We start from the raw sequence: 22,955 nt of genomic DNA, 5'->3' as shown, positions 1-22,955 counted from the left end.
CACAGCGATGCGGCACGGCCGAGGGTGGCCGTGCCGCATCGCCGTTTCCGCTACTTGTAGCTGATGTCCGAAGCGGTGAACTTGCAGTACTTGCCGTCGGGGCCCGTGCCCGTCTTGGGCGGCTCGGCACCGGTGTTGTTGCCGGTGAAGCGGTCGCAGGTGGCGATCTTCTTGTTGCCGTCGCCGTGGATGCGGATGTTGCGCAGCGCGGCCGTGTCGCCGTAGTTGGTGTTGATGCCGACGATCGACTTGCCGGGGGCGGTGATGTCGACGTCGTTCACGATGATGTTGCGCTGGTACTGCTTGGAGCAGTTGCCGCAGGCCCGCACCAGCTTGCCGAAGTCGGAGACCTGGAACTTGGTCACGACCAGCTTGCCCGCGCCGTTGAACTGGAAGACCTTGTCGTCGGCCTTCTTCGCGCCACCGCCGTAGACGGTGTACGTCGAGTTCGCCGATGTGCCCTTGAACGTGGCCGCGTCCTCGCCGACGTCCTCCCACCACACGTTCTGGAGGGTGCAGCTGCCCGAGCAGTGCACGCCGTCCGCGGCCGGGGAGCCGAGGATGACGTTCTTCAGGACCGCGCCGTCCTTCAGCTTGAAGAGCGGGTCCTGGCCCTCGTCCTGGCCGTCGCCGCCCAGGTCGCCGGTGCCGTAGTGGCGCTTGAGGCCACCGTCGTAGGTGCCGGAGACCTCGATGGTCTTGGACGTCGGCTTCTGGCCCTTGGCCTCGGGCCACGCGGTCGCCGCTCCCGCGCTCGACATCATGGTGCTGGTGACGAGGGCGGCGCCGGTCATGCCGAGCGCGGCGATGCCGCCGACGACGGCACGGCGCTTGGTGAGACCTCGGCGGTGACGGACGCGCTTGGTCGCTCGTGGGGTCATGTTCCCGGATCATTCCTTCGGTGGTGGACGGCTTGCATGTCCTTGTCGCCGCCGCCCGGCGAAGGGTTGCCGCCCGGGTCCGCCCAATCCGCCACCGTGCGCACCGTGAAGGCGCGTGCGCTCCCCTCGGCCGTGACGCGGACCCCAGCGCCGTCCCGTTCCGCTCGGAAGACGGCCGCGGGCCTGCCCTCCAGGTCGGGCACGGTGATCTCGGTGCCGTCCTCCGTGTCCGGGGCGACCAGGAGGGTGAGGTCCTGGAGCCAGTCGCCGTCGGCGCGCTGGTCGTCGGCGCCCAGCGGGAGCAGCGCGCCGGGCCGGACGTACAGGGGCAGGCTGTCGAAGCCGTGGGTCTCGTGCCGCCATGCGGGGCCTGTGACGCTCTCCCCGGTCAGCAGGTGGGTCCAGGTGCCTTCGGGCACGTAGAACTCGACGTCCCCCTCCGCGGTGAGGACGGGGGCGACCAGGAGGTCGGGGCCGAGCATGTACTGCCGGTCCAGGGTGCGGCAGGCGGGGTCGTCGGGGAACTCCAGGAACATGGGGCGCATGACGGGGACGCCCGTGCGGTGGGCCTCGACGGCCACGCCGTACAGGTACGGCATGAGGCGGTGCTTGAGCCGCGTGAACTTCCGTGCCACGTCGACCGCTTCGTCGCCGAACGCCCACGGCACCCGGTAGGAGACGTTGCCGTGCAGGCGGCTGTGCGAGGAGAGCAGGCCGAAGGCGAGCCAGCGTTTGAAGACCGCGGGGTCCGGGGTGCCTTCGAAGCCGCCGATGTCGTGGCTCCAGAAGCCGAAGCCGGAGAGCGACAGGGAGAGGCCGCCGCGCAGCGACTCGGCCATGGCACCGAGCGAGGCGAAGCAGTCGCCGCCCCAGTGCACCGGGAACTGCTGGCCGCCCGCCGTCGCCGACCGGGCGAAGACGACCGCCTGTCCGGGGCCGCGTTCCTTCTCCAGGAGTTCGAAGACCGTGCTGTTGTAGAGCTGCGCGTAGTAGTTGTGCATGCGCTCGGGGTCCGAGCCGTCGTGCCACAGGACGTCGGTGGGGACGCGTTCGCCGAAGTCGGTCTTGAAGCAGTCGACTCCCTGGTCGAGCAGGTTGCGCAGCAGGCCCGCGTACCACTCGCGGGCGGCCGGGTTCGTGAAGTCCACGAGCGCCATGCCCGGCTGCCAGAGGTCCCACTGCCAGATGTCGCCGTTCGGCCGCCGGACGAGATACCCCTCGGCGGCGGCCCCGGCGAAGAGTGCGGACTTCTGCGCGATGTACGGGTTGATCCACACGCTGACCTTCAGGCCGCGCTCGCGGAGCCTGCGCAGCATGCCCTCCGGGTCGGGGAAGACCTCGGGGTCCCAGCGGAAGTCGGTCCACTGGTACTCGCGCATCCAGAAGCAGTCGAAGTGGAAGACGCCGAGCGGGATGTCGCGCTCGGCCATGCCGTCGACGAAGGCGGTGACGGTCTCCTCGTCGTAGGGCGTGCAGAAGGAGGTCGTCAGCCACAGGCCGAACGACCAGGCGGGGGGCAGCGCGGGGCGGCCGGTCAGCGCGGTGTAGCGGCGCAGGACGTCCTTGGGCGTGGGTCCCGCGATGACGTAGTACTCGATCGACTGGTCCTCGACGCTGAACTGGACCTGGCCGACGGATTCGGAGCCGATCTCGTAGGAGACCTTGCCGGGGTGGTTGACGAAGACGCCGTAGCCGCGCGAGGAGAGGTGGAAGGGGATGTTCTTGTAGGCCTGCTCGCTGCTGGTGCCGCCGTCGGCCTGCCAGATGTCGACGTTCTGGCCGTTCTTGACGTACGGGGTGAAGCGCTCGCCGAGGCCGTAGATGTACTCGCCCACTCCCAGGGCGAGTTGGCCGATCATGTGGTGGCTTCCGTCGGGCGCGGTGGCGAAGCCGGTGCCTCTGCGCTCGACCGCTGTCAGCAGCTTGTCGTCGGCGTCGAGGAATTGGAGGCCCCAGGGCTTGCTGGTGTCCAGGCGCACGGTGAGCGGGCCGCTGGCGAGCTCGATGACGGTGCCCTCACGCTTGAGGATTCCCGCGCCCTCGGTCTCGTACAGGCGGAAGTCCGGTCCGTGCGCGGCCTTTCCGGCGTGGTGGGTCGCCCGGACGCCGATCACGCCGTCGGCGGGCGAGAAGCATTCGACGGTGACGAGCGGGGTGTTGAGGGTGTCGCCGCGTTCACGGACCCGGTGGACGGCGGCGTACGCCGTGAACCGCCCCTCGCCCTCCCGCACGTCGCGCACATCGGTCGCGTACGAGGCGCGCACCCCGTCACGCATCAGCCAGAAGCCGTCGGTGAACTTCATGCGGTCTCCCTCGGCTGTGCGGTGGCGGTGAAGGCGAGCCGTGCGAGCCGCAGGGGGCCGCGCAGCCGCACGCGCAGATCGCGCACTCCGGCGGCGGTGAAGCCGGAGGTGCGCAGGCGGTAGTCGTACGCGCCGCCGGTCGCCGGGACGGTGACGGTGGTGGCGGTGCTGCCCGAGATGAGGTCGACGGCTCCCTCCCCCGAAGCCTCGACCGAGACCGCGCACACGCCGTCTCCGAAGTCGCAGTCCCGGAAGAGCAGTTCACCCGTGCCGCCGTCCACCGCGCGCACGGCATCGCCGGCCGTCCTGGTGCGGTCGACGATCTCGGTGGCGTCCTGTTCGTCGTAGCCCGCCGCCGCGAGTCCTGCCTCCCGCACCGGCCTGGCGGCGATCGGGGCGGCGTCGACGTCGACGGTCGCGGCGATGCGGATGTCGGCGCTGGAGGCTCCGGCAAGCATCTCGTACGCACCGGGCGCCACGGCCCACCGGTCGTGGCGCACGTCCCAGAACGCCAGCTCGGAGAGCGGCAGTTGGAACTCCAGGCGGCGCGCGGCCCCGGGCGCGAGGTGGATGCGGCGGTGCGCCATGAGTTGCCGGTGCGGCAGGGCGAGGGCCGCCGCGGGGTCCCGGGGTGCCCGGGTGTAGAGCTGGGCCACCTCGTCCGCGGCGCGGGGGCCGGTGTTGGTGACGGTGAACGCGACCCGGATCAGGTCCCCTTCGCGCGCGGTCACCAGGTCCTCGTACGCGAAGGAGGAGTAGCCGAGGCCGTGCCCGAAGGGGTAGAGCGGGGTGCCGTCGAAGTAGAGGTAGGTCTGCCGGGAGCCGATGACGTCGTAGTCGAGCAGGTCGGGCAGGTCGGTGTCGGCGGCGTACCAGGTCTGCGGGAGGCGTCCTGCCGGGGAGACGTCGCCCGCGACGACCCGGGCGAGCGCGGTGCCCGCGGCCTGTCCGCCGTGCGCGGTCCACAGCAGCGCGGGCAGCTGGGCGTGGGCGTCGGCGACCGCGTACGGATAGGCGGAGACCAGGGCGAGCGCGGTGCGGGGGTTGGCCGCTCGGGCGGCGCGCCAGAGCCGGTCCTGGTGGGGTGGCAGGTCGAGTGTCGTGCGGTCCTCGGTCTCGCGGCCGTTGATGTGGGGGTCGTTCCCGGCGACGACGATCACGGCGTCGGCCTGCGCAGCGGCACGCGCCACGGCCTCGTCGCCGCGCTCCAGGAATTCGAGGGTGAAGACCTGCGGCTCGTCGGCAACCTTCACGCCGTCGGCGGCGACAGAGACGTACCCACCCGTCCCTGTGTGCTCGATGAGGTACCCGTCCCCGTGGCCGACCAGCGCGAACGTCTCCTGTACGACCCAGCCGCCGGGCTGGTCAGCGGACGCGCGCACGAAGCCGTCGTCGGCGACCGAGAGGTAGCGGCCGTCGGGGGCGCGCAGCGTCCATGTGCCGCATCCCCAGTCGACGAGGGCGAACTCGGTCGGCTCGGGGCCGCAGGTCAGGGGGGCCAGGTCGGTGCGGCCGGTGAGCAGGGCCGGGTCCAGGGCGATCTCCGGCCCCTGGGGCGGCACGGTCTGGTCGGAGTCCGGCACCCGGAGCCATCCGGCCGCGCACTTCAGGCGCACCCGGTCCACGCCTTCGGTGAAGGTGATGCTGTCGGCACCGAACCGTTCGCGCAGTCCGTCCAGGGGTGTGCTGCGGCGGATCAGGGTGCCGCTGTACCAGTCGGTCTTGCACGCGTCGGCGAGCAGGCCGACGACCGCGATGCGGGTGCCTTCGGGCAGCGGGAGCAGGCCGTCGTTCTTCAGCAGGACGACGGCCTGCTCGGCTGCCTCCTGGGCGAGCGCCTGGTGTCCGGATGTGTCGAAGGCGTGCGATGCCGGGTCCGCGTACGGGCCCTGGCCGGGGTCGAACTCGCCGAGCCGGAAGCGGACGGACAGGTGACGGCGTGCCGCCGTGTCGATGTCGGCCTCGGTCAACAGGCCCGGCTCAAGCGCGCGTTGGATGCGGCCCGTGATGATGCTCGCGTCGGTGCCGTGGTCGGTGAAGCTGTCGACGCCCGCGAGGAGCGACGCCGCGGTGGCCTCCTCGTGGGTGTCGAAGTACTTCTCGGAGTCGACGAGATTGCTGGGCGCTCCCGCGTCGGAGCAGACGAGCAGGTCCTGGTCCGTCCAGGTGCGCAGGTGCTCGCGCAGGTGGGGCGAGACGTGGTTGGGGCGTCCGTTGACGAGGTTGTACGCGGGCATGACCCCGGCGACGGCCCCGGCCTCGACGGCCGCGCGGAAGGCCCGCAGGTCGTACTCGTGCAGGACGCGCGGGCGCACGGAGGCGGAGGACGTGTCCCTGTCCGTCTCGTTGTTGTGGGCCAGCCAGTGCTTGAGCACGGGGGCCGTGCGCCAGTGGTCCGGGTGGTCGCCGCGCAGGCCACGGGTGTAGGCGACGGCGATGGCGGAGGTGAGCCGGGGGTCCTCCGAGTAGCCCTCCTCGTTCCTGCCCCACAGCGGGTGGCGGAGCAGGTTCATCGTCGGTGCCCAGAGGTTGAGGCCGACGCGGTCGTCGCGCGCCCGCATGGCGCGCGCCTCGGTGGCGACGGCCTCGCCGATGCTGCGGACGAGGTCGTCGTTCCAGGTGGCGCCGAGACCGACCGCCTGCGGGAAGACGGTGGCGGGGCCCATCCAGGCGACGCCGTGCAGGGCTTCTTGTCCGGTGCGGAACGCGGCGACGCCGAGCCGTTCGACGGCCGGCGTGAACTGGTGCAGGAGCGCGATGCGTTCGCCGGTGGTCAGCCGGGACAACAGGTCGTCCACGCGCTGGTCCAGGGGCAGTTCGGGGTCATGGAAGGGCAGCTGTTCCGGGGCGCGGAGCGGCGGCGGGCTTGCGGTCACGTGCGGATCCCCTTGGCGAGCGGTGGGCACGGAGGAGCTGACTCGTTCACGTTCTTGTGCTCATTCTTCGAAGCGCTTCGATGCTCCGTGCCGTCCAGGGCTCATGTCAAGGAGAGGAACGCGAGACACCCACGATCTCGGGCCAGTTGGCGTGTTCTGGGAACTCTCCCGCGCCTGGGAGGAATTCAGAACCGAGTCTTGTTACGGCCCAAGCCTTCACTTAACCTCGCAGCAACATCGAAGCGCTTCGAAAGCCGACCGGCGGTGACCGCCGTGTGTCCGGGCGCGCGCCACGAAGGGTTGACGCAATGACGCCGAACTCCCCCTCCACCAGCTCCCGTTCGGGACGCCCCGGATCGAGCCGGAGAACCTTCCTCGCCCACTCCGGCCTGGCCGCGCTCGTCGTGGCAGGCGGGGCCCCACTGCTCACGGCCTGCGGGGGCAGCGGGTCGAAGAACGAGGGCACCACGACGGGGAAGAAGCTCAAGGGCCTGCTCCCGACGTACGCCGCGTCGTCCCTGGCCAGCCCGGACATCCCCGCCAAGAACGGCTCGGCGGCGGGCTTCACCAAGGCCCTCCCGGCGGCCGACCTGAAGGTGTCGGTTCCTCAGAAGCTCGGCAGGGGCGGCGAGTTCACCGTCATGGCGCCGATCTGGGGGAACGTACCCAAGCAGGGCAATCCCTACTGGGCGGCGATGGACGAGGCGGCCGGCGTCCGCGTCAAGTGGCAGAACCAGCAGGGCGACACGTACGGCCAGAAGCTGGGCGCGGTCCTCGCCTCCAGCGGCGTCCCGGACGCCGTGGTCGTGCCCGGCTGGGAGCTGACCGGCAAGATACCGAGCGCCATCGCCAACAAGTTCGCGGACCTCGGCCCCTACCTGAGCGGCGACAAGATCAAGGAGTATCCGAACCTCGCCGCGATCCCCACCGGCGCCTGGCAGCGCTCCATCTTCGGCGGCAAGCTGCGCGGCCTGCCGATGCCCTCCGCCACCACGCCGAACATCGCGCCGTTCTACCGCACCGACCTCTTCGAGAAGGAGGGGCTCGAAGCGCCCACCAGCGCCCAGGAGTTCTACGACCTGTGCAAGCAGCTCAACGCCCCCAAGAGCAAGGTGTGGGCGTGCGGCGACATGAGCTGGGCGGCCTGGAACATCTTCGGTGTGCTCCCGGAGAAGCCGTACTACTGGAAGCTCGTCGACGGCAAGCTCGTCAACCGCTACGAGACCGATGAGTACCTGGAAGCCCTGGAGTGGTCGCGCAAGCTCTACTCGGCGGGCTTCGTCCACCCCGACGCGAAGGCCGAGACCGGCAGCATCGGCGACCTGTGCGCGGCGGGCAAGGTCTGGATGTACTGCCAGGACCTGTCCGACTGGTACGGCAAGGCGGCCGTGCAGCGCGTGGACAACAAGAAGTTCCGCATGGAGGCGTTCGACTACTTCTCCGCCGACGGCGGCGCGCCCACCCTGTACGCGCGTCCGCCCGCCGACATCTGGACGTTCATCAGCGAGAAGGCCGACGAGAAGACCGTCCGCGACATCCTCGCCCTCGCCAACTACACAGCCGCTCCCTACGGTTCGAAGGAACAGCGCCTTCGCATGTACGGCGTCGAGGGCGTCCACCACACGTTCAAGGACGGCGTCCTCACCAAGAACGGCAAGGGCAACAACGAAGTCTTCTCGACGTACGAGTACCTGGCGTCCCCGGCGCCCTTCGTCGCCTACCCCGATCTGCCGGACGTCACCGAGGGCATGGTCGGGTGGCAGCAGCGCCAGGGCGCGCACACGAAGAAGCCGCTCTTCCACGGCATGATGATCATCGAGCCGACCCGGTACACCGAGCTGAACGCCGAGTTCGAGGACCTGGAGAAGGACGTCGTGCGGGGCCGCAAGAAGGTCTCCGACATGCAGCAGGCGGCTTCGGACTGGAAGTCGGGCGGCGGCGACAAGCTGCGCGGCTGGTACAAGAAGTTGCTCGATCAGACCGGGGCGACCGGCGACTCGGCGTCCTGACATGGCCCAGAGCACGACTCACGCGCGCGACACCACCGAGCGGGCGCCCACCGGGCCCGTCGAAGCCGCGCCCCCCGCGAAGAAGGCACCTGCCCGCGTCCCGCTGCGGCACCGGCTGCGCCGCGACCGCGCGCTGCTCCTCATGGTGCTGCCCGCGCTGCTGCTCCTGCTCGTCTTCAACTACGTACCGCTGATCGGCAACGTGGTCGCCTTCCAGGACTACGACCCCTACATCGCCGACAACGCGTTCCAGGCGATGACGCAGAGCCCCTGGATCGGCATCGAGCACTTCCGGCACATGGCCGACGACCGGCTGTTCTGGCAGGCGGTCAGGAACACCCTCGCGATCTTCGCGATCCAGCTGACGCTGTTCTTCCCGCTGCCGATCGCGCTCGCGCTGTTCATCAACAGCTTCGTGCGGCCCCGGGTGCGGGCGGTCGCCCAGGCGATCCTCTACCTGCCGCACTTCTTCTCCTGGGTCCTTGTCATCACGGTCTTCCAGCAGATGTTCGGCGGGGCGGGGCTTGTCGCGCAGGTCCTTCGGGACCACGGGCACGAGGGCTTCGACCTGATGACCGACCCGGGCCTGTTCAAATTCCTCGTCACCTTCGAGATGGTCTGGAAGGACGCGGGCTGGGGCGTCATCGTCTTCCTCGCCGCACTCGCGGCGGTCAGCCCGGACCTGTACGAGGCGTCGGCGATGGACGGCGCGAACCGCTGGCGGCGCATGTGGCACATCCAGCTGCCCGCGCTGCGCCCGGTGGTGGCGCTGCTGCTCGTGCTCCAGGTCGGCAACGCGCTCACGGTCGGCTTCGAGCAGATCCTGCTCCAGCGCACCGCCGTGGGCCCCACGGCCTCCGAGGTCCTGGACACCTACGTATGGAACACCGGCCTGGACAACGGCAACTTCGGCTACGGCGCCGCCATCGGCATCGTCAAGGGCGTCTTCGGCCTCCTGATGGTGCTCGGGGCCAACAAGGCCGCCCACCTCATGGGCGAGCAGGGGGTGTACAAGCGATGAGTCAGGGCCTCTTGAACTTCGGCATCAAGCCCGGCAGCCGCACCGGCCTGCGCCCCGTGTGGGAGGAGCCCCCGACCCGGGCCGGCCTGGCCACCAAGGGCGTGACGCTGACCCTGGTGTGCCTCGCGGTCCTCTTCCCGGTGTGGGTGGTGGTCGTCACCAGCCTCTCCTCGGTGAAGACGATCACCGAGACGGGCGGTCTGGTGGTGATCCCCCGGGGTGTCACCTTCGTCCACTACCAGGAGCTGCTCGGCGGCGGCCAGGTGGCGCGGGCCACGCTGGTCAGCGTGGGCGTCACGGTCGTCGGCACGCTCTTCAGCATGGTGGTGTCCGTCCTGTGCGCCTACGGCCTCTCGCGCCCGGGATCGGTCCTGCACCGCCCGATCCTGCTGCTGATCGTCGCCACGATGTTCTTCGGCGCCGGACTGATCCCCACCTATCTGGTGGTGCAGGGCCTCGGCCTCACGGACACCTATCTGTCGCTGATCCTGCCGAGCGCCCTGAACGTCTTCAACATCCTCGTCCTGCGGGCGTTCTTCATGGGCACGGCGCAGGAGCTGATCGAGAGCGCCCGCATCGACGGGGCCGGTGACCTGCTCATCCTGTGGCGGATCGTCATGCCCCTGTCCCGGGCGGTGATCGCGGTCATCACGCTCTTCTACGCGGTGGGGTACTGGAGCGCGTGGTTCAACGCGTCGATCTACCTCAGCGACCCGGGCATGATGCCGCTCCAGAACGTCATGCAGCAGCTGGTGATCAAACAGCAGAAGCCGACGGGTCTGGCCCAGGCGATCAACACGGGGCATCTGTCACCGCTCGCCATCCAGATGGCCGTGATGGTCCTGGCGCTCCTGCCGGTCGCCGTCCTCTCGCCGTTCGTACAGCGGCATTTCAAGCAGGGCATGCTCACCGGCGCAGTGAAGGGCTGATCCCACCGATGCCTTCCCTCGACGACACCACCCGCGGCCGGATCCTGTTCGGCGGCGACTACAACCCCGAGCAGTGGCCGGAGGAGGTCTGGCTCGACGACGTACGCCTGATGCGCGAGGCCTCGGTCAACTCCGTCACCCTCGGCGTCTTCTCCTGGGCGAGGCTCGAACCACGGCCCGGCGAGCGGGACTTCGGCTGGCTGGACCGGCTGATGGATCTGCTGCACGCGCACGGCATCGGTGTCGTCCTGGCGACGCCGACCTCCGCTCCCCCGCCGTGGCTGGGCCGCCTGCACCCCGAGACGCTGCCACGGGACGAGAACGGGCAGGTGGAGTGGTGGGGCTCGCGTCAGCACTTCGCGCACTCCAGCGCCGACTACCGCAGATACGCCGCCGCCATCACCGAGGACCTGGCGGCCCGGTACGCGCACCACCCCGCGCTCACGATGTGGCACATCAACAACGAATACTGCACCTACGACTGGGGCGACGAGGCGGCCGTCGCGTTCCGCCGCTGGCTCCGTGCGAAGTACGCCTCCCTCGACGCTCTCAACTCGGCCTGGGGCAGCGCCTTCTGGGGCCAGAGCTACGACAGCTGGGCGCAGATCCTGCCGCCCCGCCGCGCCCACTACCTGAAGAACCCGACCCAGGTCCTCGACTTCAAGCGCTTCACGTCGGACTCCTGGCTGGAGTGCTTCCGCGCCGAGCGGGACATCGTCACCGCGCACACCCCGCACCTGCCGGTCACCACCAACTTCATGCCGCTGTGGTCGGGGCAGGACGCGTGGGAGTGGGCCGCGCACGAGGACGTCGTCTCCGTCGACATCTACCCCGACCCCAGGGATCCGCTCGGAGCCCAACAGGGCGCACTGGTCCAGGACATGACGCGCTCCCAGGCGGGCGGCGGCCCGTGGATGCTGATGGAGCAGGCGGCGGGTCCGGTCAACTGGCGCGGGGTGAACCACCCCAAGCCGCCCGGTCTGAACCGCCTCTGGTCCTGGCAGGCGGTGGCGCGCGGCGCGGACGCCGTCTGCTACTTCCAGTGGCGTCAGTCCCGGCAGGGCGCGGAGAAGTTCCACTCCGGGATGGTCAGCCACGCGGGCGAGCACGGCCGCACCTTCCAGGAGGTCAAGGAGCTCGGCGCCGAACTCGCCGCGGTCGGCCCCGCGGTGGCCGGCATGCGCGTCACCGCCGATGTGGCCGTCCTGCACGACTGGAACTCCTGGTGGGCGAGTCAGCAGGAGGGCCGCCCCTCCACCCTGGTCGACCACGCCGATGTCCTTCGCGCCTGGCACCGCGCGCTGTGGGAGGCGAACACTCCCGTCGACTTCGCCCATCCCGAGCACGACCTGAGCCCGTACCGCGTGGTGGCCGTCCCGCACCTGTACCTCCTCACCGACAGCGCGATCGACAACCTCCTGTCGTACGTACGCGACGGGGGCACCCTCGTCTGCGGCTTCCTCACCGGCGTGGCCGACACCGACGACCGGGTGCGGCCCGGCGGCATGGACGCCCGCCTGCGCGAGCTGTTCGGCATCCGCACCGTGCACGAGTGGTGGCCGCTCGATGCCGGGGAGAGCGTGGACTGCGGGGAGTTCACCGGAACGCTCTGGTCGGAGGAGCTGGAGGCCGACGACTGCGCGAAGACGGTCGCGAGCTACCGGGGCGGCGAGCTCGACGGTCTTCCCGCGGTCCTTCGCCACGACCGCGCCTGGTATCTGTCCACGCTTCCCGAGCCCGAGGCCCTGCGCGAGCTGCTCGCGCGTGTGGCCGCCGAAGCAGGCGTACGGCCTCTGCTCGCAGGCCTCCCCCGCGCGGTGGAGGCCGTACGCCGCGGCGATCTCCTGTTCCTCCTGCACCACGGCCGCGGGCAGGTGACCGTGCCCGTGCCGGGCAGGCACCTCGATCTGCTGACCGGCAAGGAGGCCGAGGGCACGATCACCCTTGGCCGCCACGGTGTGGCCGTGCTGCGCCACGCCGACGACGACCGCGGGCCCGACCCGGACCCGCGGCGCTCCTCCCCCCCCACCCTGGAGACCCCACATGACACGACACCCCCGCCGCACCCTGACCCGCCTGCTGCTCGCCCCCACCCTGGTGGCGGGCGCGGCGCTCGGGCTCGCATCCGCCCCCGCGCAGGCCGCCGTCTGGAGCTCCTGCGACCAGTGGGGCAACACCACCCTGGACGGCTACACCCTCTACAACAACATCTGGGGCTCGGGCGCGGGCAGCCAGTGCGTGTCGGCGGACTCCGGCACCAGGTGGAGCGTGCACGCCGACCACCCGAACACCAGCGGCATCAAGTCCTACCCGAACTCCAAGAAGGTCATCGGCAAGCCGATCGACTCCCTGTCCTCGCTCAAGAGCTCGTACGACGTCAAGGTCCCCTCGGCAGGTGACTACAACTCCTCGTACGACATCTGGGACACCGACCACGACTACGAGATCATGCTCTGGGTCAACTACAACGGGAACGTAGGCCCGCTCGGCACCGCCCAGGGCACCGTCAGCCTGGGCGGCCACACCTGGGCGGTCTACAAGGGCACCAACGGCGCCAACGAGGTCTTCTCCTTCCTGCGCACCTCCGACTCCTCGTCCGGGACCGTCGACGTCCTGCCGATCCTCAAGTGGATCAAGAACACCAAGGGCTGGATGGGTAACGAGACCATCGGCGACGTGCAGTTCGGCTACGAGATCAGCGGCTCGGCCGGAGGGCTCGACTTCACCACCAACTCCCTCACTGTGTCGGGCGGTTAGCCGGAGAGCTGGTCGCCGACCAGGGCGAGATTCTGGATGGCGGCAAGGCCGAACAGTGCGGTCTCATTCGTGTTGATCCGCAGGTTCTCGTACCCGGGCTCCAGGGCCGCAGGGCCTTCCAGGTCCGTCTTGGCCCAGCTCATGGCCTTCGTGTAGCCGTCGCTGTCGTGGAACTTCTGCCAGGCGCGCGTCGCGAGCTTCCCGTCCTTCAACTGGGCGGCGGCGTAAGCGTCCTGGCGGGAGTGGCCCTGGAAGAGCAGCAGGCTGCCGAAGTCCTTGCCGTAGCGCTCCTTCTGCTCGGCCTTGGTGGCGTTGAAGTAGCGGCAGTAGTCCAGCCACGCCGATTTGAACTTCGGCTGGTCGACGAGGTCGATGAGCTCGGCGCACATCTCCACCAGGCCGAACATCGCGGAGAGGTGGGAGACGTTCACGGCGGGCTCGGTGGCCACCGCGAACTTTCCGGTGTCGAGGTCGTAGAGGCCGCTGCCCTGGACGAAGCCGTTCGGCTGGGCGGCGATGGTCTCCATGGTGGAGCGCAGGCGGGCCTCGGCCTTCGCCGCCTTGGGGCCGCCGCGCTCCCATTCCGTGAGCCAGGCCGCCGCCAGGCCGCTCCAGTCGGTGCCGAAGCCTATGGACAGGGCGTTGCGGTCGGGCTCGTACGGCTCGGTGCGGATCTTACGCAGGGGGTCGAGGACGAGGAACGTCTCGTCGGAGTCGACCAGGGCGTGCATCAGGTCGCCGACCCGCTCGTCGGCGGTGAGGAAGTAGTAGGGGCGACGGTAGACGGCCGTGGAGATCCGCTGCTGTTTGGCGCTGTCCGCGAAGTGCTGCACTCCGTGTCGGGTGCCGAGGCCCGCCCACTTGCCGAGGTGGTAGGAGTCGACCTCGCCGGTGTGGCGGGTCATGGCCTCGGCGAAGCGGAAGATGTCGGCGCGGCCCGAGCGCAGGTAGGCGTACCAGAGCCACAGGTCGGGCGAGAGCTCGGAGTTGTCCCAGGCGTAGCCGCCGACGTCGTACCGCCACTGGTGCCGGTCCTCGTCGTAGGTGTGCATGATGTCGCCGTAGTCCCAGAAGCCGTACCAGCGGCGCTGCTCGGCCTGGTCCTTGTAGTACGCGAAGAGGAAGTCCAGGTGGTCCTCGATCGTGGCCTTCGCGGGCGTGGAGCGGTCGACGGGCGAGAAGAGACCGCCGAAGACGCCCGTCTTCGTCACATGCTCGGGGGCGGCGGCCAGTTGGGGCGGAGTGCGCACTGCGGTGGCCTGGTCGACGAGGACGGACGCGGAGGGGGTCGCGGCGTTCGCCCAGAACATCAGCTCGCTGGTGCGGGCGATGCCGTACGGGGTGCCGAAGCCGGGTTCGTAGTCCTCGTAGGTGATGTTGAGGCCCTCGATCTGCTCGGGGAACGTGTCCTGGCCCATGCCGTCGTGGTACGTGCGCAGGTCCATCGGCTGCGCCTCGGGCGACCAGAGCCAGAGCGTGACCTCGGCCGTGTCACCTGCGGCGCCCCTGATGTCCAGCTGGGCGGGGTGCTTCTCCCAGAAGTCCCGCAGGCCGAAGGAGAAGCCGCCGCCGGCCCCGCCGACGTACCCGAATCCGGTCGCACGGCCGCCGCCTCCCGCCGTGATCCAGGTGTGCCCCGGCTTGGTGCGCTTGCGCAGGGTGAAGCCGTCGGCGGAGAGCTGGGCGAGGGTGTAGTCGCCCCACGTGGGGACGTACTGCAGGCGGGTGGTGACCCGCTGGTCCCAGGTCGCCGGGTCCGGCAGCTTCTCGCCCTTGACCTGGGCGGTGCGGATGGCGGCGCCGGGGTCACGGCGCAGGCCGGTGATGCCCTTGACCGCCTCGGTGAGGAATCCCTTGCCCTCGCCGGCGATCCGGATGTGCCGGTCGTACGCCGCGTCGCGCATCGGCACGCTGAAGCGGACACCGAGGCCGCGGATGAAGTCCTTCTCCGCGTCGCCGTCGTACGTGATGGTGTGCACCATGCGGAAGGAGTCCGCGCCCGCGTAGAAGTAGAGACGCACACTGAAGGGCAGCCAACTTCGGCTGCCCTTGCGGTGCTTGCCGTCGATGCGGACGACGGCACGCACCGGCCCGCCCTGCTCCGTCTTCGCGCCGCTGATCTCGCCGTCGAACCGCTCCCACTTGGCGTTGCCGTGGTCGCCGTCGTCGAGGTCGCCCTGGCGCAGGAGCACGAGCCGCCCGTCGGTGGCGATCTTCGTGCCGTCGCGGGTCACGGACTCGACCAGCCGCTCCCCGTCCTTGGCGATGACGGCCTTGATGACGCCGGTGTCGACGGTGATGGCACGGCGGGTCTCGGTGACGCTGACCTTCTTGTCCGGTGCGGCGGGCGTCCCGGCCTTGAGGGTGAACTTCTCGGCGCCTGCCGCCGGGCCCACCGCGTGTGCCGTCCACTTCACCGAGCCGTCCGGCCAGTGGGCGGTGGTCCAGGTCTGTACGGGGATGTCCTTGCCGTCGGCGGTGGCGAGGGCGAACCTCTGCCCGGCGGGGTGGGCACCCTTGGGCCACGGGACGCCGAAGGTGGAGCCGGGCGCGGCACCGAGCCCTCCCTTCTCCAGCCAGCCGACGGAGACGGGGCCGTCGGCAGCCGCCGCGCGGGGAGCGGCTTCGGCGTCACCACGGCCGAGCGCCCAGCTGAACTGCGCGGCGGCACCGGCCACTGCGGCGGCCTTGAGCAGGGACCTGCGGGGAATCGGAGACATCGTGATCCTCTCTCTTTGCGTGGGCATGACAGATGCCGATGTGTGCGGATGGCTCGATGCGGGCCGGTCCGGGAGCGCGGGGCGTCAGACCGCCGTGCCGCGCCGTTCGACTGCCAGCGCCGCCGCCGCGACCATTCCCAGCGCGGGAGCCGCGAGCGGCAGGGCGAACCACGCGGACGCCACGACCACGGCGAAGCCGCACACGATCACCAGTGAACCGGCGGGATCGCGCAGCGTGCGGCGCACCGCTTCGGTCAGGAGCGTGCGCCACGACGCACCGGGGCCCCAGTTCGCGGCCGCCCGCAGGCCGGTGACGACCAGGACGAACAGGGCCACGACCCCGACCGCGCCGACGAACGCGCCGCCGGGCAGACCCGCCCGTACGAACGCGATGTCCGCCAGGAGCAGCGCGAGCGCCGCCCAGCCTGCGAGGCCCACCAGCCAGCCGCGCCGCACCGCCGCCCGCAGATCGGCGGTGAACTCCCGCCACCCCGAGGTCTCGTGGGCCAGATGCCGGTTCAGGTGACGGGCCCCCGCGGCGAAGGCGGCGGGCAGTGTGACCAGGGGCAGGGCGGCGAGCGCGATCCACACCCCGGTCAGCAGACATTCGGCGAAGGTCCCGAAGCGGTCCATCGTCCTGGCCTTCATCGGCGCTCAGCCCTTCAGACCCGACGTGGCCATACCGTCGATCAGGTACCGCTGGAAGGCCAGGAAGAACGCGAGGACCGGCACCAGCGCGACGAGGGACATGGCGATCATCCCGCCGTAGTTGGCAAGGCCCTCCTGGTCGACGAACATCTTCAGGCCCAGCGAAACGGTGTACTTGGAGGGGTCGTTGAGGTAGATCAGCGGACCCATGAAGTCGTTCCAGGAGTTGATGAAGGTGAAGATCGCGCTGGTGATCAGCGCCGGCCTGCACAGCGGAAGGACGATCGACCAGTAGATGCGCAGATGCCCGCAGCCGTCGAGCCGCGCCGCCTCGTCCAGTTCCTTGGGCAGGTTCCGCATGAACTGCACCATCAGGAAGACGAAGAAGGCGTCCACCGCCAGATATTTGCCGAGCAGCAGCGGCGTATAGGTGTTGATCAGGCCCATCTTCTGGAACAGCACATACTGCGGGATCAGGAGCACGTGGTACGGCAGCAGCAGGGTGCCGATCATCAGCGCGAAGAGCACGTTGCGCCCGGCGAACTTGATCCGCGCGAAGGCGTAGCCCGCGAGGGAGCAGGAGAAGAGCACGCCCACGACCGAACCGAGCGCCAGGAACAGGGAGTTGGAGAAGAAGGTGGCGATGGAGATGTCGGCGATGCCGTCGGCGAGTCCGGCGTAGTTGGCGACGATGGGGTCGGTGGGGAACAGGTCGAGGCTTCCGACGATCTCGTCGTTCGCCTTGAACGAGCCGCCGATCGCCCAGATCACCGGGTAGAGGACGACGGCCAGAACCGCCAGGGAGCCGACGTGCCAGGCCAGCGAACCGGCCCCGCGACGACGGCGGCCGGACAGCGCGCTCGGTGCGGTCATCGGGATCCCTCCTCGTAGTGCACCCAGCGCTTCTGGGACCAGAACAGGACCGCCGTCACCAGGGCCACCGCGAGCAGCAGCATCCAGGCCATGGCCGATGCCAGGCCCATCCGGCTGTTCTCGAAGCCCTGGACGTAGAGGTAGCAGGTGTAGACGAGCGAACCGTCCGCCGGACCGCAGGCGTTGCCGCCCGCGCCGCCGCCGACGATGTACGCGGAGGCGAAGATCTGGAAGGAGTGGATGGTCTCCAGGAGGACGTTGAAGAAGAGGACCGGGGAGATCATCGGCAGGGTGATGTTCCAGAACCGCCGCCAGGTGCCCGCGCCGTCGACCTCCGCCGCCTCGTACAGCTCGCGCGGCACCTGCTTCAGACCGGCCAGGAAGATGACCATCGGCGCGCCGAACTGCCAGACGGTCAGCGCGATCAGGCTGTAGATGATCCACTGCGGGTCGCCGGTCCAGCCGCCCACGTCCATGCCGAAGATCGCCCGCTGCGTACGGTCGACGATGGCGTCGTCGGAGAAGATCGCCTTCCAGACGACGGCGATCGAGACGCTGGCGCCGATGAGGGACGGGGCGTAGAACGCGGCTCGGTAGAAGGCCTGTCCGCGCCGCTTCTGGTTGAGAAGGAGCGCCACGCCGAGCGCCGCGGCCAGCTTGAGCGGGGTGCCGACGATCACGTACCAGAGCGTGACCTCCACCGACTTGCGCCAGCGCGGGTCACCGAACATCTCGGTGAAGTTGTCCAGGCCGATCCACTGGGGAGCGTCGAACAGGTTGTAGTCGGTGAACGCGAAGTAGAGCGAGGCGACCATGGGCCCGGCGGTCAGAACCAGGAAGCCCGCGAGCCAGGGCGACATGAAGAGGAACCCGGCGATGTTCTCGCCCCGCCGTCGCCGCCGCGCGGCCTCGGGGAGGCGGGTACCGCGCGGCGGCTTCGGCTTCTCGGGGGTGGCCGGGGCCACGGGGGTCTGCAAGGACGCCATCGTGCCGCCCATCAGGAACCGAGCGCGGTCTTGCACTCGGTGAAGAACTGCTTCACCGCTTCGTCCACCGACCGCTCCCCCAGGGCCAGTTCCTCGGCGATGCGCAGGAACGCCGCCTCGCAGACGTCGGCGCCCGCCGGGTGCGGCGTGATGGGCTCCAGTACATCGGCGTCGACCAACTGCTCCTCGTACGCGGCGATCTCCTTGTTGACCGCGGCGATCACCTTGTCCTTCTCCTCGGCGGGCTTGTACGCCTCGTACTGCGCGGTCGTGGTGGGCACCCCGCGGTCGTATCCCATGATCTTGGCGACCTCGGGGTCGTGCACCATGAAGTCGATGAACTGCGCGACCTCCTTGGGGTGCTGGGTGCGCTTGGAGCCGCTGAGCATCAGCGAGCCGAGGTACTGCCCCGTCTTCTTGCCGTCGGTGGTCGGGAGCGGCGCGAGGCCGTACTCGCTCTTGCCCTCGGCGGTGTAGCGGACGGTGAAGTTGTCCCAGGTGAACTCGCAGGCGGCGATCTCGGCGGCCACGGCCGACTTGGGCTTGATCTGGGCGACCTTCTTCGGGTCGGAGTAGATCCCCGACTTCACCCCGGCGTACCCCTTGGTCCACCACTCCTTGAGGTCGGCCTCGTCGAAGCCCAGGCCGTCCTCGGTGAAGAAGGCCTTGCCCCGCTGGCGCAGGTAGGGGTCGTAGAGGTACATGACACCGTACAGGCCGCTGTCGCCCGACCTGCCCTGCTTGCGGATCTTCTCCATCGCGGAGTGGTAGTCGTCCCAGGTCCAGCCCATCTTCGGGGTGACTCCGGCCTTCTCGAAGACCGGCTTGTCGATCACCAGGGCCATGGAGTTGCTGCCGACCGGAACGCCGAGCAGCTTGCCGTCGACCTCGCCGAACTTCTCCAGGCCCGCGCGGAAGCCTTCGAGGCGCAGGTTGCCCGCCTTGGCCTGTGCGTGCAGGTCGAGCAGCACATTGCGCTGGTCGTACTTGCGCAGGAAGCCGATCGCGTTCTGGAAGACGTCCGGCGGATTGCCCCCGGAGGCCTGGGTGTTGAACTTCTTCCAGAAGTCGAGGTAGGGCTGGAAGTCCGTCTTCACCTTGATCTTCGGGTACTTCTTCTCGAAGAGCTCGATGGTCCGGTTGATCCGCTTGGCGCGGTCGTCGGAGCCCCACCACGCGTACCGGATGGTGACGGTCCCGTCCCCCGACCCGCTTCCACCGCCGCAGCCCGCGGCGGTCAGTCCGAGGGCCGCCAACGAGCCGCCGGCCAGTTTCAACAGGCCGCGCCTGTCAACTTCCCCATGAGTCGGCACAGTTCGTCCTCCGCTACGCGATTGAATCGTTTTAGGAAAGCGCTTGCCGGGACAAGGTAGGGAGCCGGGATGAGTACGTCAACGGTTCGGGCAGGAACGGTCGAAGCGCTTCGAGCCACCGGGCTCCAACTCCGATATTTCGAACGAGTTTTCTTGCGCGAAACGTTGACGCGGGCCGGTCGGCGCCCTAGCTTCATCGCGTCGTACTTCGTACGTCATATATGAGACGCGATACGCGATGACTGCACGACGGCTTCACGCGATGGCTGCACCACGGCTGCACGACGACTGAGAGCTTCGATGAACTTTGCGCCCCACCCCATCCCCTCGCGCACGCAGTACGTGCTCGAGGCGGTCAAGCACCGCATCCTCACCGGGCAGTTGGCGCCCGGCCAGCCCCTCGTCGAGACCGAGCTCGCCGCCCAGTTCGCGGTCTCCAAGACGCCCGTCCGGGAGGCGCTGAAGACACTCGCAGGGACCGGGCTCGTCGTCATGAGCCAGTACAAGGGCGCCACCGTGCGCACGGTGGACGCGGCCATGGCGCAGGAGGTCTACGACGTCCGCCTGCTGCTCGAACCGGAGGCGCTGCGCCGCACCGTCCGCTCCGGCGCCCTCCTGGAGGAGGCGCGCGACGCCCTGGAGCGGGCGGACACCGCCGCGGACGCGGCCGAACGCTCCCTGGCCAACCGGGAGTTCCACCGCGCGCTCTATCTCCCGTGCGGCAATCCGCTCCTTTCCCGCATGCTCGACGAGGTGCGCGACCAGGCGGCCCTGGTCTCCGCCGTCGCCTGGGCCACCCTGCCCTCCTGGGAACGGGAGGCGGCCGAGCACCGGGAGATCCTGCGGCTCGCGCTCGCCGGGGAGGCCGACGCGGCGGCCGCCGGACTCCACGACCACATCGCCTCGTTCGTGCGGCGCGCGTTCCCGGAGGGGGATCCTTCATGACCGGTCCTGGGCCCGACTCGAGCCACAACTCCCGCTTCGAATCACAGCGTTCCGCGCTCGCCGACGTCGTGGCGATCCCGGTGACCCCGTTCGCCGATGACGGCTCCGTGGAGCGGGACACCTACCGCACCCTGGTGCGACGGCTCGTCGACGGCGGCGTGCACACGCTCACCCCGAACGGCAACACCGGCGAGTTCTACGCCCTGGACCCCGAAGAGCGCCGCCTGGTCACCGAGTTGACCATGGAGGAGGCGGGCGACGAGGCCACCGTGCTCGTCGGCGTCGGCCATGACCTGCCGACCGCGGTCGCCGCCGCCCGGCACGCGCGGGACGCCGGCGCCCACATGGTGATGGTGCATCAGCCCGTGCATCCGTACGTTTCCCAGGACGGCTGGGTCGACTACCACCGTGCCGTCGCCGACGCCGTGCCCGAGCTCGGCGTCGTCCCGTACATCCGCAATGCGCGTCTGACAGGGCAACGCCTCGCGGATCTCGCGGAGTTGTGCCCCAATGTCATCGGCGCGAAGTACGCGACCCCGGACGCCGCCGCCTTCGCCGCGTTCGCGCGGGACGCGGGGCTCGACCGCTTCGTGTGGGTGGCGGGTCTCGCCGAGCTGTACGCGCCCGCGTACTGGGCCGTCGGCGCGACCGGCTTCACCTCGGGCCTGGTCAATGTCGCGCCCGAGGTGTCGCTGCGCATGCTCCAAGCCCTGCGGGCGGGTGACTACCCGGCGGCCATGGACGTCTGGGAGCTGATCCGGCGCTTCGAGGAGCTGCGCGCGGCCGACCAGTCCGCCGACAACGTCACCGTCGTCAAGGAGGCTCTCGCCGCGCTCGGTCTGTGCCGCCGCGAGGTGCGCCCGCCGAGCCGGGTCCTGCCCGTCGAGCGGCGCGAGGAGATAGCGTCGCTGGTGAAGGCGTGGTCGCTGTGAGGCCGGACGAACTGCGCAGCCACCAGTGGTACGGCACGGACGGCCTGCGGTCCTTCAGCCACCGGGCCCGCACCCGGCAGCTCGGGTACCTGCCCGAGGAGCATCTGGGCAAGCCCGTCATCGCGGTCCTCAACACCTGGTCCGACATCAATCCCTGCCACGTCCATCTGCGCGACCGCGCCCAGGCGGTCAAGCGCGGCGTGTGGCAGGCGGGCGGCTTCCCCCTCGAATTCCCCGTCTCCACACTCTCGGAGACCTTCCAGAAGCCGACCCCGATGCTCTACCGGAATCTCCTGGCCATGGAGACCGAGGAGCTGCTCCGGTCCTATCCGGTGGACGGCGCCGTGCTGATGGGCGGCTGCGACAAGACGACGCCCGCCCTGCTCATGGGCGCCGCGAGCGCCGACCTGCCGACCGTCTTCGTGCCGGCCGGGCCCATGCTCCCGGGGCACTGGCGCAACGAGGTCCTCGGGTCCGGCACCGACATGTGGAAGTACTGGGACGACAAGCGCGCCGGGCTCATCGGCGACTGCGAACTGGCCGAGCTGGAGAGCGGGTTGGCCCGCTCCCCCGGCCACTGCATGACCATGGGGACCGCCTCCACGCTGACCGCGGCGGCCGAGGCCCTCGGTGTGACGATGCCCGGCGCCTCCTCCATCCCCGCGGTGGACTCCGGGCACGACCGGATGGCGGCCGCGTCCGGGATGCGGATCGTCGAACTCGTCCACCAGAACCTGACGTTGTCCAAGCTGCTCACCCAGGACGCCTACGCGGACGCGGTCGCCACCGTCCTCGCGCTCGGCGGCTCCACCAACGCCGTCATCCATCTGATCGCGATGGCGGGCCGCAGCGGCGTACGGCTCACGCTCGACGACTTCGACCGGATCGCGCGGACCGTGCCGGTCCTGGCCAATCTGCGTCCCGGCGGGCAGTACCTCATGGAGGACTTCCACTTCGCGGGCGGACTCCCGGCGTTTCTGGCCCAGTTGACCGACGTGCTCCATCTGGACCGGCCCACCGTCGCCCACGACACCCTGCGCGAACAGCTCGCGGGCGCCACCGTGCACAACCCCGAGGTCATCCGCCCCCGCGACAAGCCGCTCGCCGACGAGGGCGGAGTGGCGGTGCTCCGCGGCAATCTCTGCCCGGACGGCGCCGTCATCAAGCACATCGCCGCCGAGCCGCACCTGCTGCGGCACACCGGCCCCGCGGTCGTCTTCGACGACTACAAGGAGATGCAGCGCACCATCAACGACCCCGCGCTCGGCATCACCGCCGACCACGTCCTCGTGCTGCGCGGCTCCGGCCCCCTGGGCGGGCCCGGGATGCCCGAGTACGGCATGCTCCCGATCCCCGATCATCTGCTCAAGCAGGGGGTGCGCGACATGGTGCGGATCTCCGACGCGCGGATGAGCGGCACGTCGTACGGCACGTGTGTGCTGCACATCGCCCCCGAGTCGTTCGTGGGCGGGCCGCTCGCCCTCGTGCGTACGGGGGACCTGATCACCCTGGACGTCGAGGCACGCTCGCTCCATCTCGACGTTTCCGACGAGGAGTTGGCGCGGCGACGCGATGCGTGGACGCCGCCGCCCGCGCGCTACGGACGCGGCTACGGCGCCCTCTACAGCGAGCAGATCACCCAGGCCGACACCGGCTGCGACTTCGCGTTCCTGGCCCGCGAGGGCGAGGTCCCCGACCCGTACGCGGGCTGAGCCCTCCCGACCACTCTTTTTGTACGAGATCTCGAACAATGTCTGCGAAG

15 protein-coding genes and 1 pseudogene are annotated in these 22,955 nt (G+C 69.7%); 8 read left to right on the top strand and 8 right to left on the bottom strand.

Annotated elements, in window-relative coordinates:
• Positions 1-50: 50 nt before the first annotated feature.
• From M4V62_RS37480 to M4V62_RS37470, 3 genes are read right to left on the bottom strand one after another with little or no spacing between them, the layout of a single operon-like run.
• Positions 51-881 (bottom strand): pectate lyase, encoded by an 831-nt coding sequence (locus M4V62_RS37480; protein ID WP_249591635.1) that lies wholly within the window; start codon positions 879-881, stop codon positions 51-53.
• Complete coding sequence (gene yicI / locus M4V62_RS37475) at positions 878-3,184, bottom strand: alpha-xylosidase (RefSeq protein WP_249591634.1); 2,307 nt, start codon at positions 3,182-3,184, stop codon at positions 878-880. Before yicI ends, M4V62_RS37480 begins: the two co-directional genes overlap by 4 nt.
• Positions 3,181-6,060, bottom strand: coding sequence for a glycoside hydrolase family 3 protein (locus tag M4V62_RS37470; protein WP_425575159.1), 2,880 nt, complete (start codon positions 6,058-6,060; stop codon positions 3,181-3,183). The genes yicI and M4V62_RS37470 overlap by 4 nt, the downstream gene beginning before the upstream one ends.
• A gap of 308 nt (positions 6,061-6,368) precedes the next feature.
• Here M4V62_RS37470 and M4V62_RS37465 point away from each other — a divergent pair, with 308 nt between their 5' ends.
• The 5 genes and pseudogenes from M4V62_RS37465 (at position 6,369) to M4V62_RS37445 (ending at position 12,776) form a co-directional block, all read left to right on the top strand.
• On the top strand, positions 6,369-8,069 hold the full coding sequence (locus M4V62_RS37465; protein WP_249591633.1) for an extracellular solute-binding protein: 1,701 nt from the start codon (positions 6,369-6,371) through the stop codon (positions 8,067-8,069).
• Between the two features lies 1 nt (position 8,070).
• Positions 8,071-9,090, top strand: coding sequence for an ABC transporter permease (locus M4V62_RS37460; protein ID WP_249591632.1), 1,020 nt, complete (start codon positions 8,071-8,073; stop codon positions 9,088-9,090).
• Positions 9,087-10,019 (top strand): carbohydrate ABC transporter permease, encoded by a 933-nt coding sequence (locus M4V62_RS37455; RefSeq protein ID WP_249591631.1) that lies wholly within the window; start codon positions 9,087-9,089, stop codon positions 10,017-10,019. The genes M4V62_RS37460 and M4V62_RS37455 overlap by 4 nt, the downstream gene beginning before the upstream one ends.
• 8 nt (positions 10,020-10,027) lie before the next feature.
• A pseudogene (locus M4V62_RS37450) lies at positions 10,028-11,992 on the top strand (beta-galactosidase); the annotation flags it as partial.
• A 70-nt stretch (positions 11,993-12,062) separates the two neighbouring features.
• Positions 12,063-12,776 (top strand): glycoside hydrolase family 12 protein, encoded by a 714-nt coding sequence (locus M4V62_RS37445; RefSeq protein WP_249591630.1) that lies wholly within the window; start codon positions 12,063-12,065, stop codon positions 12,774-12,776.
• Here the strand turns inward: M4V62_RS37445 and M4V62_RS37440 are convergent.
• The 5 genes from M4V62_RS37440 to M4V62_RS37420 form a co-directional block, all read right to left on the bottom strand.
• Positions 12,773-15,496, bottom strand: a complete 2,724-nt coding sequence (locus M4V62_RS37440) for an exo-rhamnogalacturonan lyase family protein (protein WP_249591629.1) — start codon at positions 15,494-15,496, stop codon at positions 12,773-12,775. The two genes, M4V62_RS37445 and M4V62_RS37440, sit on opposite strands and share 4 nt — an antisense overlap.
• 84 nt (positions 15,497-15,580) lie before the next feature.
• Positions 15,581-16,144, bottom strand: a complete 564-nt coding sequence (locus M4V62_RS37435; RefSeq protein ID WP_249591628.1) for a hypothetical protein — start codon at positions 16,142-16,144, stop codon at positions 15,581-15,583.
• A gap of 6 nt (positions 16,145-16,150) precedes the next feature.
• Complete coding sequence (locus tag M4V62_RS37430; RefSeq protein WP_249591627.1) at positions 16,151-17,017, bottom strand: carbohydrate ABC transporter permease; 867 nt, start codon at positions 17,015-17,017, stop codon at positions 16,151-16,153.
• Complete coding sequence (locus M4V62_RS37425; protein ID WP_425575183.1) at positions 17,014-18,003, bottom strand: carbohydrate ABC transporter permease; 990 nt, start codon at positions 18,001-18,003, stop codon at positions 17,014-17,016. The genes M4V62_RS37430 and M4V62_RS37425 overlap by 4 nt, the downstream gene beginning before the upstream one ends.
• A gap of 11 nt (positions 18,004-18,014) precedes the next feature.
• On the bottom strand, positions 18,015-19,316 hold the full coding sequence (locus M4V62_RS37420; protein ID WP_249591625.1) for an ABC transporter substrate-binding protein: 1,302 nt from the start codon (positions 19,314-19,316) through the stop codon (positions 18,015-18,017).
• Between the two features lie 300 nt (positions 19,317-19,616).
• Here M4V62_RS37420 and M4V62_RS37415 point away from each other — a divergent pair, with 300 nt between their 5' ends.
• Genes M4V62_RS37415 through araD form a run of 3 tightly spaced genes read left to right on the top strand, consistent with a single transcriptional unit; the run spans position 19,617 to position 22,905 of the window.
• Entirely contained in the window at positions 19,617-20,261 is a 645-nt protein-coding gene (locus tag M4V62_RS37415) for a GntR family transcriptional regulator (protein ID WP_249591624.1), read from the top strand.
• Positions 20,258-21,193 (top strand): dihydrodipicolinate synthase family protein, encoded by a 936-nt coding sequence (locus M4V62_RS37410; RefSeq protein WP_249591623.1) that lies wholly within the window; start codon positions 20,258-20,260, stop codon positions 21,191-21,193. The genes M4V62_RS37415 and M4V62_RS37410 overlap by 4 nt, the downstream gene beginning before the upstream one ends.
• The gene (gene araD, locus M4V62_RS37405) at positions 21,181-22,905 is read left to right on the top strand and encodes an L-arabinonate dehydratase (RefSeq protein WP_249591622.1); all 1,725 of its coding nucleotides are present in this window, start codon (positions 21,181-21,183) and stop codon (positions 22,903-22,905) included. Before M4V62_RS37410 ends, araD begins: the two co-directional genes overlap by 13 nt.
• Positions 22,906-22,955 lie beyond the last annotated feature (50 nt).

This window comes from Streptomyces durmitorensis, from assembly GCF_023498005.1.
GTDB lineage: Bacteria > Actinomycetota > Actinomycetes > Streptomycetales > Streptomycetaceae > Streptomyces > Streptomyces durmitorensis.
The sequence above is the reverse complement of the archived record's forward strand: the minus strand, read 5'-3'. Positions and strand labels throughout refer to the sequence as shown.

Excerpts from the sequence above, each read along its gene's own strand:
- M4V62_RS37480 (WP_249591635.1), bottom strand. The coding sequence starts at position 881 with ATGACCCCACGAGCGACCAAGCGCGTCCGTCACCGCCGAGGTCTCACC.
- yicI (WP_249591634.1), bottom strand. The coding sequence starts at position 3,184 with ATGAAGTTCACCGACGGCTTCTGGCTGATGCGTGACGGGGTGCGCGCC.
- M4V62_RS37465 (WP_249591633.1), top strand. The coding sequence starts at position 6,369 with ATGACGCCGAACTCCCCCTCCACCAGCTCCCGTTCGGGACGCCCCGGA.
- M4V62_RS37460 (WP_249591632.1), top strand. The coding sequence starts at position 8,071 with ATGGCCCAGAGCACGACTCACGCGCGCGACACCACCGAGCGGGCGCCC.
- M4V62_RS37455 (WP_249591631.1), top strand. The coding sequence starts at position 9,087 with ATGAGTCAGGGCCTCTTGAACTTCGGCATCAAGCCCGGCAGCCGCACC.
- M4V62_RS37445 (WP_249591630.1), top strand. The coding sequence starts at position 12,063 with ATGACACGACACCCCCGCCGCACCCTGACCCGCCTGCTGCTCGCCCCC.
- M4V62_RS37440 (WP_249591629.1), bottom strand. The coding sequence starts at position 15,496 with ATGTCTCCGATTCCCCGCAGGTCCCTGCTCAAGGCCGCCGCAGTGGCC.
- M4V62_RS37435 (WP_249591628.1), bottom strand. The coding sequence starts at position 16,144 with ATGAAGGCCAGGACGATGGACCGCTTCGGGACCTTCGCCGAATGTCTG.
- M4V62_RS37430 (WP_249591627.1), bottom strand. The coding sequence starts at position 17,017 with ATGACCGCACCGAGCGCGCTGTCCGGCCGCCGTCGTCGCGGGGCCGGT.
- M4V62_RS37425 (WP_425575183.1), bottom strand. The coding sequence starts at position 18,003 with ATGGCGTCCTTGCAGACCCCCGTGGCCCCGGCCACCCCCGAGAAGCCG.
- M4V62_RS37415 (WP_249591624.1), top strand. The coding sequence starts at position 19,617 with ATGAACTTTGCGCCCCACCCCATCCCCTCGCGCACGCAGTACGTGCTC.
- M4V62_RS37410 (WP_249591623.1), top strand. The coding sequence starts at position 20,258 with ATGACCGGTCCTGGGCCCGACTCGAGCCACAACTCCCGCTTCGAATCA.